The organism is Streptomyces sp. 840.1 (assembly GCF_003751445.1).
GTDB lineage: Bacteria > Actinomycetota > Actinomycetes > Streptomycetales > Streptomycetaceae > Streptomyces.
Genome location: NZ_RJUU01000001.1, coordinates 3,596,193 through 3,608,478, shown reverse-complemented (window position 1 = coordinate 3,608,478; position 12,286 = coordinate 3,596,193). Strand labels below are relative to the sequence as shown.

Below are 12,286 nucleotides of genomic sequence, written 5' to 3'. Positions count from 1 at the left end.
CCGGTCTAAAGGTTCGGGCCCGCTCCGGACCGGAACCGGGCCCCCGCGCCCCGCCGGTTCACCGCGCGCCGCTGCCGCCCGACCCGGTGCCCGCGCCGCTGCGGCCGCTGCCCGCCGAGCCCGATCCAGATGCGCACCTCCGTGCCGCCGAGCACCGAGCGCCCGATCCGCACATCGCCGCCGGTGGACTCCGCGACCCGGCGGACGATGTCGAGGCCGAGCCCGGTCGAGCCCACCGCGCCCTTCGCGCCGCCGCCGCGCGCCATCGCCGCCCTGGGGTCCGCGATGCCGCCGCCCGCGTCCGAGACCAGCACGATCACCGCGTCGCCGCTGTGGTGCACGTCCACGGCGAAGGCGGTGCCCTCGGGGGTGTGCCGGAAGACGTTGCCGAGCAACGCGTCCAGCGCCGCCGCCAGTTCGGGGCGGGCCACCGGAATGCGCACCGTACGGTCCACCCCGGCCAGGCGTACCTCGCGGCCCTCGTCCTCGGCCAGCGCGGACCAGAAGGCCATGCGTTCGCGGATCACCTCGGAGGCGTCGCAGCCGGCTCCCGGACCGCCCCCCTGGCCCTGGGTCTGCGGGCGCTGCTCCCGGGCGGTCCTGATGATCGTGTCGACCTCGCGCTCCAGCTGCTCGACGGCCGCCCGGGTCTGCTCGGCCGCCGGGCCGTCGCCGAGCGAGGCGGCGTTGAGCCGAAGCACGGTGAGCGGGGTGCGCAGCCGGTGCGAGAGGTCGGCGGCCAGCTCCCGCTCGTTGGCGAGGAGCTGGACGACCTGGTCGGCCATGGAGTTGAACGCGACGGCGGCCGAGTGCAGTTCGGTCGGGCCCTCCTCCGGCACCCTGGTCCCGAGCCGCCCCTCCCCCAGGTCCTGCGCCGCCCCCGCGAGCCGCCGGGCGGGCTCCACCATGCGTACGCCGAGCCGGTCGGCCACCGCGACCGAGCCGACGATCAGCGCGATGCCGACGCCCGCGAGCACCAGCCAGGCGGTGGTGACCCCGTTGGTGACCTCGTCCTGGGGGACGAACACCTCGACGACGGCGGTGCCGCCGGAGCCGAGCGCGGTGGGCTGGAGCAGCGCCGAGCCGCCGGGCACCTCGGAGATGGAGGCGCGCCCCGAGGCCCGTACGGTCTCCAGGTCCTTGCGGGTGGCGCGCCGGGTGCCGATCTCGACCGCCCGCCGGTCGGCCTCGGCGGCGGCGGGCACGTGGACGGCCATCCGGTCGTCGGCGCCGGGTTCGGTGGTGAGCACGGCCTTCAGGAGTTCGGCGCGGTCGGTGGTGATGGAGAGCGTCGGGGCGATCGTCGCGGCCTGCCGTTCGGCGTCGGAGAAGGCCCGGTCGCGGGCCATCTCCTTGATGACGAGGCCGAGGGGTACGGCGAACGCGATCACGACCATCGCGGTGACGGCCAGACAGACCTTGACCAGGGCCCACCTCATGCGGGCTGCTCCGGGGGCGCGGCGGGCGGCTGCAGTTTCACGCCGACACCGCGCAGGGTGTGCAGATAGCGGGGCCTGGCGGCCGTCTCGCCCAGTTTCCGGCGGAGCCAGGAGAGGTGGACGTCGATGGTCTGGTCGTCCCCGTACGACTGCTGCCACACCTCGGCGAGGAGTTCCTTGCGCGCGACGACGACGCCCGGCCGGCCGGCCAGGAAGGTCAGCAGGTCGAACTCCCGCCGGGTGAGATCGAGGTCGGTGCCGTCGAGTTCGGCCCGGCGCCGCAGCGGGTCGATGGAGAGCCCGCCGACCCGGATCACCCTCGGGGAGGCGGACCGGCCCTCGGAGGCGCGCGAGCGGCGCAGCACGGCGGCCATCCGCGCCGCGAGGTGCTCCACGGAGAACGGCTTGGTCAGGTAGTCGTCCGCACCGTCGTTGAGCAGCCGGACGATCTCGCTCTCGTCGTCCCGGGCGGTCGCGATGATGACGGGCACGTCGGTGATGCCGCGCAGCATCTTGAGCGCCTCCGAACCGTCGAGATCGGGCAGCCCGAGATCGAGGATGACCACGTCGAACCGGAAGTGCGCGACCTCGCGCAGCGCTTCGAGCGCGGTTCCGACACTCCGTACGGTGTGGGAGGCCTCGGTCAGGTGCCGGATGAGGGCGGAACGTACGAACTGGTCGTCCTCGACCACGAGCACACTTGGCATGGGCGGCACCGTACGCCATCCGGCAGCCGGCGACAGGTCCCAGGGCCTTTCGCCCGGACGAGGGCCCCCATGGTGCAGGATGTGCCGGATGCGACGAGGACTCGTACACGGGCTCGCGTGGTCGCTCGCCACCGGCGCGGCGGTCACGCTGTCGTGGTGGGGCGTACACACCGTGATGGCGGGGACGGCGTACGACCCGCCGCGGGCGGTGCCGATCTCCGCGAGCGCGAGCGCGCGGGCGGCCACGGAGACCCTGTCGTCCTCGACGCACCGCCCGGAGCCGTCCGCGTCGCCTGGCGCCGGCAGGCCCCGCCCCGCCCCGAAGGCGTCCGTGAGCACCTCCCCCGCCCGTTCGCACACCCCGGCGGGCACGCCCCGGCCCACCCCGTCGGCCACGGCCGGCCCGGCCGGTACGGCGCGGAGTTACGCGACGGACGGCGGACGGGTCGTCTTCGAGCTGGGCGCGGCCAGCGCGAAGCTCGTGTCGGCGACGCCGGAGCAGGGCTGGTCGATGCGGGTCTGGACGGAGCCGTCCTGGATCCGGGTGAACTTCGCCCGGGACGACGGGACGACGGTCTCGGTGTTCTGCACCTGGAACGGCTACCCGCCGAAGGTCGAGATCGTGACCTGACGGCGCTGCGGGGGCCTGCGGCGGGCGCTCAGTCGAAGGCGGCGGCGGGCGGCAGCGGTGAGGGCCGGGCGCCGGCGTCGTGGACCGGGGCCGCGCCGCCGGTGAAGTCCGCGAGCGCCCGCCCGTGTTCGACGCGCCCCGGATGCGGATCGGTCGCCACCCGGCGGGTCAGCTCGGCGACCCTGGGCGGCACGTCCGAGGCGAGCAGTACGGCGTTGCCGAAGCGCCGGCCCCGGAACACGGTCGGGTCGGCGGCCAGCGCCAGCTCGGGGAAGACGGTCGCGGCGGTGGCGATCTGGCCGCGCAGATGGGCCAGCGGGGGGCCGTCCGCGAGGTTGGCCACATAGCTCCCGCCGGGCTTCAGGACGCGGCGGACCTCCGCGAGGAACTCGGTGCTGGTGAGGTGGGCGGGGGTCCGGGCCCCGCTGAAGACGTCCGCGATGACCAGGTCGGCCCAGTCGTCCTGGATCCTGCCGAGCCCGGCGCGGGCGTCGGTGGACCGGACCCTGATCCTGGCCTGCGGGTCCAGCGGCAGCTCCCGGCGCACCAGCGCGACGAGCGCCGCGTCCACCTCGACGATCTGCTGGGTGGAGCGGGGCCGGGTCGCCGCGATGTAGCGGGCCAGCGTGAAGGCCCCACCGCCCAGGTGCACGACGTGCAGCGGCTGCCCGGCGGGCGCGGCCAGGTCCGCGATGTGGCCGATCCGGCGCTGGTACTCGAAGGAGAGGTACCCCGGGTCGTCGAGGTCCACGTGGGACTGCGGCGCGCCGTCGATGGTCAGCGTCCAGGCGCGCCTGCGCTCCCGGTCGGGCACCAGCTCGGCGAGGCCGCCGTCCACCGGTTCCGAGACGTTGCCCCCGGTGCGCCCGGAGCCCCGGGCCGCCTTGCGGTCGGCCCCCCGGTCCGTGCGCTGTTTGCGGTCGCCCGCTCCGCCGGAGGCTCCTCGACGTGCCACTGCCGCTCGTACCCGCTCACTGCTCATCGGTCAGGGACCGGCCGGGACCGGCCGTGCCGGGGCGGTGGTGCGCACCGCCCCTGCGGACATTATGGCCGGACAGGCCCTAGCGGCAGTTGTCGGCCGCCTCGATCATCCGGGCGGCCTGGTCGAGCGCGGCCCGCAGCGCGGCCGGGTCGGTGACCGAGGTGTCGTCGGCGGGCGGCAGCAGCCAGCCGCTGCCGGGGACGGGCGGTTCGGCGGGGACGCGGAACCCCCGGCCGTCGGACTGCGTACAGGCACTGCCCGGTACGTCCCAGGCCTCGGCGGTGCCGGACGGCACCAGGAAGCCGAGGGTGGCACAGGTCCCGTCGTGCAGGACCGGGCCGACGGCCTCCTGGTCGGCGCCCCGGCGCAGGATGTCCACTGCCTCCAGGCCCTGCCGGGCGGGAACGGTCACCACGTCGCAGGGTTCCGCGCCCGGGAGCGAGCCGGACGCGGCCGCCTCCTCGGCGGGTGCCATGGGGCCGGTCGTCGCGGTCGGTGCGGCCGTCGTCGCGGTCGTCCGCGAGCCGGTCGCCATGTCGGTGTGCAACAAGGGACCTCTCCTCTCATCGCCGGGCGGAGCCGGACTCCGTCGCCACATGGACCAACGCGCCGACCGCGTCAAGGGCTACGGCCCCACACCGCCGCAAAGGGTGGCAGTTCATGGCGGATCGTGGGCGAGATACCCGTTTTGTCAGTAAACGCAGCGTGTGTGAGTTGTCACAGCAGGTACGTTCTTGCTCCGCCGGGACACCGGAAACAAACGCCCGGCTCGCACCTGAGAGGGCCCCGCCATGGTGTCGACACGGGCAGTTCCCAACCTCGCCTTCCGGCGGCTGCGTGGACAGCGCTCCGCCGGGGAGTTCGCTGCCGCGGTACGCAGGTCCGCCCGCGAGATCGGCGAGCAGGTCGCGTGCGACGCCCGGTACATCGGCCGCGTGGAGTCCGGCGAGATCCGTTGCCCCAACTACGCGTACGAGCGGGTCTTCCTGCACATGTTCCCCGGGGCGAACCTGGCGGACCTGGGCTTCTCGCCGCGTGAATCGGTACGCGGCCGGGGGGCGCGGCCCGCCGCGGACGCCCCTTCGTCCCCGACTTCGCCGCTGCCCGGCAGCGACACCGACGAGGAGTGCGACGTGCTGCGTCGCGTATTCATGACAAGCGGCTCCACCACGATGGCGGCCGCGTCCCTGAGCCTGGGCCTCGGCGGCGGCATCGCCGCCTCCGTGTCCCTGCCCGCACAGCGCCGGGTCGGCGAGGCGGAGGTGAACGCCGTCGAGAAGGCGGTGCGGCAGATCCGTCTGCTGGACGACCGGCACGGGGGTGACGGCCTGTACCGGCGGGCCTCGCAGCCGCTGCGGGCGGCGTACGCGCTGCTCGACTCCGGGACCGCGACGCGGCGCTCCACGGCGGACCGGCTGCACACCGGGGCCGGTGAGCTGGCGATCTCGGTGGGCTGGCTGGCCCATGACTCGGGCCGGTTCGAGGACGCCCGCTCGCACTACGCGGAGGCGCTGGCCACGGCCCGGGTGGCCGGGGACCACGCGCTGGAGGCGCACGCCTTCTGCAACGCCTCGTTCCTGGCCCGGGACACCGGGCGCTCGCGGGAGTCCGTGCGGGCCGCAGAGGCGGGGCAGCGGGCGGCGCGGCCGCTGGGCTCACCGCGGCTGATGGCGCTGCTCTCGCTGCGGGAGGCGGGGGGCCGGGCCGGGCTCGGTGACCGCACCGGCTGCGAGCGGGCGCTCGGCCGGGCGCACACCGCGTTCGGGCGGGGGCCGTCACCGTCGGACCCGGAGTGGATGAGCTTCTTCCGGGAGGCGGAGCTGGAGATACTGGAGGCGCAGTGCTGGTCGGCGCTGGGCGACTGGTCGCGGGCGGCCCGGCACGCGCGGCGCGCGACGCGGCTGCAGGACCCGCACTTCACCCGGAACCTGGCGCTGTACCGGGCCGAGCTGACCACGGACCTGGCCCACGCGGGCCTCGCGGAGGAGGCGGCGGCCACGGGTCACCAGGTGCTCGACCTGCTGGACCAGGTCCGGTCCTCCCGGATCAGGACGATGCTGGCGGGCGCGGTGGCGGTACTGAGGCCTCGCGGCCGGGGATCGGTCGACATCACGGACTTCCTCGACCGCCACGGAGCGTCCGCCCCGACGCCGTAGCTGCGGGGCGCCTGCAGGCCAGTGCGGGGCCCTCACATGGCCGTCCCAGCCCGTCCGGCGTTTGAGGACGGAACCCTGTGCCCCGGCCACCCCCAGCCCGTCCGGCGTTTGAGGACGGAACCCTGTGCCTCGGTCCGGGGGCACGGTCCTGCCCTCAGGCGCCGGGCGGGCTGGTTTTCGCGCCCCGGCTCCGGGCGGAGGGTTCCGTCCTCAAACGCCGGACGGGCTTGGTTGACCGGAATCGGGCTTGAGTTGCCGGACCGGCACGGGTTGCCCGGAACCAAGCTCGGGTTGCCCGAACCGGCTCGAGTTACCCGGAACCAAGCTCGGGTTGCCCGAACCGGCTCGGGTTACCCAGAACCAGGCTCAGGTTGCCCGAACCGGCCGGGTTACCCGGACCGAACTGAATAGGTGCGGGGGCGTCCGAAGACGCGCGTACCCGGGTGTTACCGCTCCAGGTGGCCCGTGTCGTTCCAGCGTTCCAGGGCCCGTGCCCCGTAGGCCCAGCCCAGGACGGACAGCGACGTCGGCTCCAGCCGGATGCGCGCGGCGAACGACACGTCCTCGCCCAGCCACCGCGCGCCAAGCGCCCGCAGGATGTGGCCGTGGGCGAAGACCAGCACGTCGCGGTCGGCGGAGAGGGCCCACTCGATGACCTCGTCGGCTCGGGCCGACAGCTCGGCCAGGGTCTCCCCCTCCGGCACCCCGTCACGCCAGATGAACCAGTCCGGGCGGGCCGCCTTGATCGCGGCCGGCGTCATCCCCTCGTACGCCCCGTAGTCCCACTCCATCAGCGCGTCCCACGGCTCGGCCACCTCGCCGAAGCCCGCGAGCTCGCAGGTCTCCGAGGCCCGCACCAGCGGGCTGGTCCGGACCTCGAGACCGGGCAGGTCCACCCACGGGCCGCGGTGCAGCCGCTCCCCGAGCAGCTTGGCCCCCTCGCGCCCGGTGTCGAGCAGGGGGATATCCGTCCTGCCGGTGTGATTGCCGTTGACGGACCATTCCGTCTGGCCGTGCCGGGCAAGCAGGATTCGCGGTGCCATGTGACGGCTCTCCCTGAAACTGAGACCTCTGATCCTGGATCTGAGATCTTGGACATCGACGGGGACACAACCGTCCGACACGCTACGGATGAACGGTGGGAACGGAACGTCCGGATTTCCATCATCTCGCACACGCACCTGACGCAACCCGGGGGGCCGCATCGGCGTCCCACTCATCGCAGACCGAACAGAGCGGCTGAGGGGCGCCGAGGGCACCCCTGGGGGATTCCCGGCCGCACCGCACCGTACGGTTGAACGTCCGCCGTCGGCCGCATGAACACATGATGGAGAACTTCCGGATGCCGCATGCCACCACCGCGCCCGCGCCGCGCCCCCGGCCCCGCTGGTGGACCGAGCTCCCGCTGCTCGCCCTGGTGTATGCGGCGTACTCGGGCGGCAGACTGCTGGTACGCGGCGACGTCTCGACGGCCGTGGACCACGGGCTGCGCATCCTGAACCTGGAACAGACGCTCCGCATCAACTTCGAGCACCCCCTGAACCGGCTGCTCACCGCGCACTCGTGGATCGGGATACCCGCCGACTTCGCGTACGCGTCGCTGCACTACCTGATAACCCCCGCCGTCCTCATATGGATGTTCCGGCGACACTCGCAGGCCTACCGCAGGGCCCGCACCTGGCTGATGACGTCCACCATGCTCGGCCTGATCGGCTTCACGCTGATGCCGACCTGCCCGCCCCGGCTGCTGGCCGCGGGACACGGCTTCGTGGACACGATGGCGCAGTACAGCTCGCACGGCTGGTGGGGCACCGAGGCGAGCGCCCCGCGCGGCATGGGCGGAATGACCAACCAGTACGCGGCGATGCCGAGTCTGCACGTCGGCTGGGCGCTGTGGTGCGGAATCCTCATCTGGCGCCACGGGCGGCATCCGCTCGTCCGGGCGGCGGGCATCGCGTACCCCCTGATCACCGTCTTCGTGGTGATGGGCACGGCCAACCACTACTTCCTCGACGCGGTGGCCGGCGCCGCCGTGATGGGCTTCGGAGCCCTGCTGGCCCGGCCCGTGACCCGGCTCGCCAACAAGGTCGCCGACGCGGCCAAGGCCCGCTTCGTACGGGTGAGCCCGGCCACGGACTCCCCGGATGTCAGTGCCGGATGCAAGACTTCCGCGGGTGAGCGAATCCCCGGCCAGCGGACCTCCTCCGCAGATCCCACCGATGCCGCAGCACCGGCAGGTCCACCTGCCCCGGCCGACGTCCCCGCCCCGGCCGGAAGCGCGGCAGGACGGGCCGCCGGCGGTGACACTGCGGCGGCGGCTCGCTGAGCTGAGGGGCCCGGCCGTGGCGCCCCGTCCGCTGGACGCCCGCGCACTGGCCGCCCTGGCCGCCAACCCCGGCTGCAAGCGGCGCGCCCTGCTCGACGGGGCCGGTGTCGACAAGACGGCCCTGGCCACCGCGCTCGGTTCACCGGCCCCCTTCGGCCAGTCCCAGTTCGCCTTCATGCGGGGCAACGCCTTCGAGGCCAAGGTCAAGGCCGACGGCGGTACGGAGCTGATGCGGCTGCTGCACGAGCGGCTCGGCGGCCCCGGCGAACCGCCGCGCGACGTCGCGGTGCCCGATCTCAGCGCCGCCGGTCCCGAGGGCCGCGCCGCGCGCACCGCGCTGGCCCTGCGGGAGGCGACCCGATCGGGCGGCTGGGCGCTCCTCGACCACCCGATGCTGGCCCTGGAGGTGGCGGGCTCGCCCGCCTATCTGGAACCGGACGCGGTGGTGGTGCACCCCGACGGCACCTGGACCGTCGTCGAGATCAAGTCCTTCCCGATGATCGACGGTTCCGCCGACGCGGCGAAGGTCGGCGCGGCCGCCCGTCAGTCCGCGGTCTACGTGCTGGCGCTGGAGCGGATCGCCGCCGCCACCGACGGGGCGGAGGTCGGCCACCGGGTGCTGCTGGTCTGCCCCAAGGACTTCTCCAACCTGCCCGCCGCGTCCGTCGTGGACGTGCGCAAGCAGCGTGCGGTCACCCGCCGCCAGCTGACCCGGCTCACCCGGATCGAGGACATCGCGGCGGCCCTGCCCGAGGGCACCACCTTCGACCCGGAGCGCTCCCCCGAGGACCTGGACCGCGCCGTCGAGTCGGTCGCCGCGGCGTACGCGCCGGAGTGCCTGGCCGCCTGCGAACTGGCCTTCCACTGCCGGGGCCGGGCCCGCGCCGAGGGCGCCGTGGAGGCGCTGGGGCGCAGCGTGCGCGGTGAGCTCGGCGGGCTGACCACGGTCGGCGCGGTGCTGGCCGCGGCGGCCGGCAAGGAGGGCGATCCGGCCGATCCGACGGTCTCGGCGCTGCGCCGCGCCGCCGCGCTGCGCGCCGAGGCGCTGGAGAGCGGGTCCTCGTGCCACTGATCTCCACCCTGGCCAGGCTGGAGGCCGTGGAGAGCGGCCGCGCGCAGCCGCTGGCCACGGTCCGCCACCGCCGCCTCACCGACCGGCCGCTGGTCCTGGTGCCGCTGACCACCGCGGGCGAGGCGGGCGCCCCGCTCGGCGCGCTCGTCGGCACCGACCGGGACGCGCCCCGGCTGCTGATCGTGGCCCAGCCGCGCGACCGGGACCTGCGGTTCGCCTTCCTCGCGGAGCTGGCCGAGGCGGTCCTGCCGCACATCGAGTCGTACGCCGATGTGGTCGAGCCCGCCGAACGGAGCGAGAGCGACCCCGCGACCGGCAAGAAGGTCAAGGTCGAGACCGAGCTGTGCACGGACGCCGCGCAGCTGATCGTGCCGAGCCGGGCGGGCATCGAGTTCATCCGGCTGCTCGGCCGCTCGATGCGGTTCCGGCGCACCGCCGAGGACGACCCGGACACCCCGTATCCGGCGCCCGCCCGTGTCCCGCTGCTCGGCCGCTGGCTCACGCACTACGGCGAGCGCGCCCGGGTGCCGGGCTCCTCGCTGCTGCTGGCCTGCACCGATCTGCTCAACCGGCACTGGGCGAGCGGCCAGTCCAGCCTGGAGGACCAGCATCTGGGCGCCCTGCTCGCCTGGGTCGACCCGCCCGCCGACGGGTCCGGGGCGGAGGCGGCGCTCCGGGCCGAGCTGGCCCGGGACGGCGCGGGGCAGCTGCTGTGCCCGCCCGCCGGGCCGGCCACCGATCCGGACTTCGACAACCGGCTGCTGGCCCCCGCTATCGAGCGGTACGACCGGGCGCGCACCGCGCTGGCCGCCGCCGAGGACGGGCTGGCGGCCGATGCCGGGCTCGCCGCGCTGACGGCGGCCGAGCGGGAGATCAGGGCGCTGCTGGGGGGTGTGCTGCGGCCGACCTGGGACGCCGTGTGGCGGGGCCTGGACCTGCTGCGGGAGCTGCCCGAGGGGTCCAGGACCGAGGACCGCTGGTCGCGTGACCGCTGGTCGTTCACCGGTCACCGCGACCGGGTGCGGTCCGGGGAGCCGCCGCAGCCGCGCCGGGACGACGCGGTGACGGCGGCCCGCAAGCTCGCGTCCCGCGAGACCGCCCAGGCGCAGCTGGAGGCCCAGGAGGCGCTGGACGATCCGCTGGTGCTGGCCGGCCGGCGCCTCGCGGGCGAGGCGTTCCTCGGGGAGGTGACGGGGGTGGAGATGACGTACACCGAGTCCAAGCGGCCCTCGCCGCGCCCGCTGGTCACCGTCCGCACGGGCGAGCAGCCGCAGCTGGCCGACGGTGTGAAGGTCTACCGCTCGCTGGACGGCAAGCCGCAGACGGCCGAGTTCGCCGGGTACGGGCCGGTGGAGGCGGGCGAGCCGCCCCTGCTGGTGCTACGGATCACCGACCGGATGGGCCGGAGCAGGGAGCCGGCCCCGGGTTCGGTGCCGGAGCCGGGTGACCGGATCGCCTGGACGCTGTTCGAGCACGACCAGCGCGGCGGCCCGAAGCTGCCCGATCCGGAGGAGACGCCATGGACCCACGGCGGCCCGCCGGGCTCCGGCGCGGCTGCGGAAATCCCCGACCCCGTGACCCCGGAGGACGTGCTGTGAGCAACCTGGACCCGGGGGCGGCGGCGGGCCGGGCGACCGCCCAGATCCTGGACGACACGCTGAACGGCACCGCGCGCGGCATCGTGGTGGACTCCCCGCCGGGCGCGGGCAAGTCGACCCTGGTGGTGCGTGCCGCGCTCGAACTCGCCGCGGCCGGGCGCCCGCTGATGGTCGTCGCGCAGACGAACGCGCAGGTGGACGACCTGGTGGTGCGGCTGGCCGAGAAGGACCCCGGGCTGCCCGTCGGCCGGCTGCACAGCAGTGACTCCGACCCGTACGACAAGGTGCTCGACGGGCTGGAGAACGTCCGCAAGTCGGCGAAGGCGGCGGATCTGGCCGGGCTCGACATCGTCATCTCGACGGCGGCCAAGTGGGCCCATGTGAAGAACGTCGAGCCTTGGGGCCACGCGATCGTCGACGAGGCGTACCAGATGCGTTCGGACGCGCTGCTGGCCGTCGCCGGGCTCTTCGAACGGGCGCTGTTCGTGGGCGATCCGGGCCAGCTGGACCCGTTCTCGATCGTCGGCGCGGACCAGTGGGCGGGGCTGAGCTACGACCCGTCCGCGAGCGCGGTCTCCACCCTGCTGGCGCACAATCCGGAGCTGCCGCAGCGCCGGCTGCCGGTCTCCTGGCGGCTGCCCGCGTCGGCCGCGCAGCTGGTGTCGGACGCGTTCTACCCGTACACCCCGTTCCGCAGCGGTACGGACCACGGGGACCGGCTGCTGTCGTTCGGTGTCGGGTCCGACGGTTCGGCGGCGGACCGGGTGCTGGACGAGGCGGCGGAGTCCGGCTGGGGGCTGTTGGAACTGCCGGCCCGGCACACCCCGCGCACGGACCCCGAGGCGGTCCGGGCGGTGGCCACGGTGGTGCGCCGGCTGCTGGACCGGGGCGGCGCGGCCACCAGCGAGCGCTCCCCCGACCCGGCCCCGGTGACGGCGGACCGGGTCGCGGTCGGCACGGCCCACCGCGACCAGGCGGCGGCGGTGCGGGCGGCGCTCGCGGAGCTGGGGGTGACGGGCGTGGCGGTGGACACCGCGAACCGGCTCCAGGGCCGCGAGTTCGACGTGACGGTGGTCCTGCACCCGCTGTCCGGCCGGCCGGACGCCACCGCGTTCCACCTGGAGACGGGCCGGCTGTGCGTACTGGCCTCGCGCCACCGGCACGCCTGCATCGTGGTGTGCCGCGCGGGCGTCGCGGAGCTCCTCGACGAGCACCCGTCGACGGAGCCGGTCCAGCTGGGCGTCACGGTGAAGTTCCCGGACGGCTGGGAGGCGAACCACCGGGTGCTGGCGCACCTGGCGGAACACCGCGTGCGCTGGGGGCGTTGAGCCCGGGGGCGCGGGAAGCGGTCCGGCGCACGCCCCCGGGCGCCCTT

The 12,286-nt window shown here is 74.7% G+C and carries 11 protein-coding genes; 6 read left to right on the top strand and 5 right to left on the bottom strand.

Going from position 1 to position 12,286, the window contains the following annotated elements:
• Nucleotides 1–5 precede the first annotated feature (5 nt).
• Together EDD93_RS16495 and EDD93_RS16490 are read right to left on the bottom strand one after the other, a co-directional pair.
• Nucleotides 6–1,439 carry an ATP-binding protein gene (locus EDD93_RS16495; RefSeq protein WP_123525860.1) on the bottom strand — a complete coding sequence of 478 codons (1,434 nt, stop codon included), beginning with the start codon at nucleotides 1,437–1,439 and terminating at the stop codon, nucleotides 6–8.
• Nucleotides 1,436–2,146: a response regulator transcription factor gene (locus tag EDD93_RS16490; protein WP_123525859.1), complete on the bottom strand. Its 711-nt coding sequence runs from the start codon at nucleotides 2,144–2,146 to the stop codon at nucleotides 1,436–1,438. The genes EDD93_RS16495 and EDD93_RS16490 overlap by 4 nt, the downstream gene beginning before the upstream one ends.
• 88 nt (nucleotides 2,147–2,234) lie before the next feature.
• Here EDD93_RS16490 and EDD93_RS16485 point away from each other — a divergent pair, with 88 nt between their 5' ends.
• Complete coding sequence (locus EDD93_RS16485) at nucleotides 2,235–2,777, top strand: hypothetical protein (RefSeq protein WP_123525858.1); 543 nt, start codon at nucleotides 2,235–2,237, stop codon at nucleotides 2,775–2,777.
• A 28-nt stretch (nucleotides 2,778–2,805) separates the two neighbouring features.
• Here EDD93_RS16485 and EDD93_RS16480 read toward each other — a convergent pair whose 3' ends face one another.
• Both EDD93_RS16480 and EDD93_RS16475 read right to left on the bottom strand, forming a co-directional pair.
• The gene (locus tag EDD93_RS16480; RefSeq protein WP_260255756.1) at nucleotides 2,806–3,732 is read right to left on the bottom strand and encodes a spermidine synthase; all 927 of its coding nucleotides are present in this window, start codon (nucleotides 3,730–3,732) and stop codon (nucleotides 2,806–2,808) included.
• 106 nt (nucleotides 3,733–3,838) lie between these two features.
• Entirely contained in the window at nucleotides 3,839–4,309 is a 471-nt protein-coding gene (locus EDD93_RS16475) for a hypothetical protein (RefSeq protein ID WP_123525857.1), read from the bottom strand.
• Between the two features lie 241 nt (nucleotides 4,310–4,550).
• Here EDD93_RS16475 and EDD93_RS16470 point away from each other — a divergent pair, with 241 nt between their 5' ends.
• On the top strand, nucleotides 4,551–5,915 hold the full coding sequence (locus EDD93_RS16470) for a tetratricopeptide repeat protein (RefSeq protein ID WP_123525856.1): 1,365 nt from the start codon (nucleotides 4,551–4,553) through the stop codon (nucleotides 5,913–5,915).
• 446 nt (nucleotides 5,916–6,361) lie between these two features.
• Here the strand turns inward: EDD93_RS16470 and EDD93_RS16465 are convergent, their stop codons facing one another.
• Nucleotides 6,362–6,958: a histidine phosphatase family protein gene (locus EDD93_RS16465; protein WP_123525855.1), complete on the bottom strand. Its 597-nt coding sequence runs from the start codon at nucleotides 6,956–6,958 to the stop codon at nucleotides 6,362–6,364.
• A gap of 299 nt (nucleotides 6,959–7,257) precedes the next feature.
• Between EDD93_RS16465 and EDD93_RS16460 the strand changes: the two genes are divergently transcribed.
• From EDD93_RS16460 to EDD93_RS16445, 4 genes are read left to right on the top strand one after another with little or no spacing between them, the layout of a single operon-like run.
• Nucleotides 7,258–8,241 (top strand): phosphatase PAP2 family protein, encoded by a 984-nt coding sequence (locus EDD93_RS16460; protein ID WP_185092338.1) that lies wholly within the window; start codon nucleotides 7,258–7,260, stop codon nucleotides 8,239–8,241.
• Nucleotides 8,135–9,313: a hypothetical protein gene (locus EDD93_RS16455; RefSeq protein WP_260255755.1), complete on the top strand. Its 1,179-nt coding sequence runs from the start codon at nucleotides 8,135–8,137 to the stop codon at nucleotides 9,311–9,313. The genes EDD93_RS16460 and EDD93_RS16455 overlap by 107 nt, the downstream gene beginning before the upstream one ends.
• Nucleotides 9,304–10,911, top strand: coding sequence for a hypothetical protein (locus EDD93_RS16450; RefSeq protein ID WP_123525853.1), 1,608 nt, complete (start codon nucleotides 9,304–9,306; stop codon nucleotides 10,909–10,911). The genes EDD93_RS16455 and EDD93_RS16450 overlap by 10 nt, the downstream gene beginning before the upstream one ends.
• Nucleotides 10,908–12,239, top strand: coding sequence for an AAA domain-containing protein (locus EDD93_RS16445; RefSeq protein WP_123525852.1), 1,332 nt, complete (start codon nucleotides 10,908–10,910; stop codon nucleotides 12,237–12,239). The genes EDD93_RS16450 and EDD93_RS16445 overlap by 4 nt, the downstream gene beginning before the upstream one ends.
• The last annotated feature ends 47 nt before the right edge of the window (nucleotides 12,240–12,286 follow it).

Coding starts and splice junctions, on each gene's coding strand:
- EDD93_RS16490 (WP_123525859.1), bottom strand. CDS start 2,146: ATGCCAAGTGTGCTCGTGGTCGAGGACGACCAGTTCGTACGTTCCGCC.
- EDD93_RS16455 (WP_260255755.1), top strand. CDS start 8,135: ATGCCGCAGCACCGGCAGGTCCACCTGCCCCGGCCGACGTCCCCGCCC.
- EDD93_RS16460 (WP_185092338.1), top strand. CDS start 7,258: ATGCCGCATGCCACCACCGCGCCCGCGCCGCGCCCCCGGCCCCGCTGG.
- EDD93_RS16495 (WP_123525860.1), bottom strand. CDS start 1,439: ATGAGGTGGGCCCTGGTCAAGGTCTGTCTGGCCGTCACCGCGATGGTC.
- EDD93_RS16470 (WP_123525856.1), top strand. CDS start 4,551: ATGGTGTCGACACGGGCAGTTCCCAACCTCGCCTTCCGGCGGCTGCGT.
- EDD93_RS16465 (WP_123525855.1), bottom strand. CDS start 6,958: ATGGCACCGCGAATCCTGCTTGCCCGGCACGGCCAGACGGAATGGTCC.
- EDD93_RS16485 (WP_123525858.1), top strand. CDS start 2,235: ATGCGACGAGGACTCGTACACGGGCTCGCGTGGTCGCTCGCCACCGGC.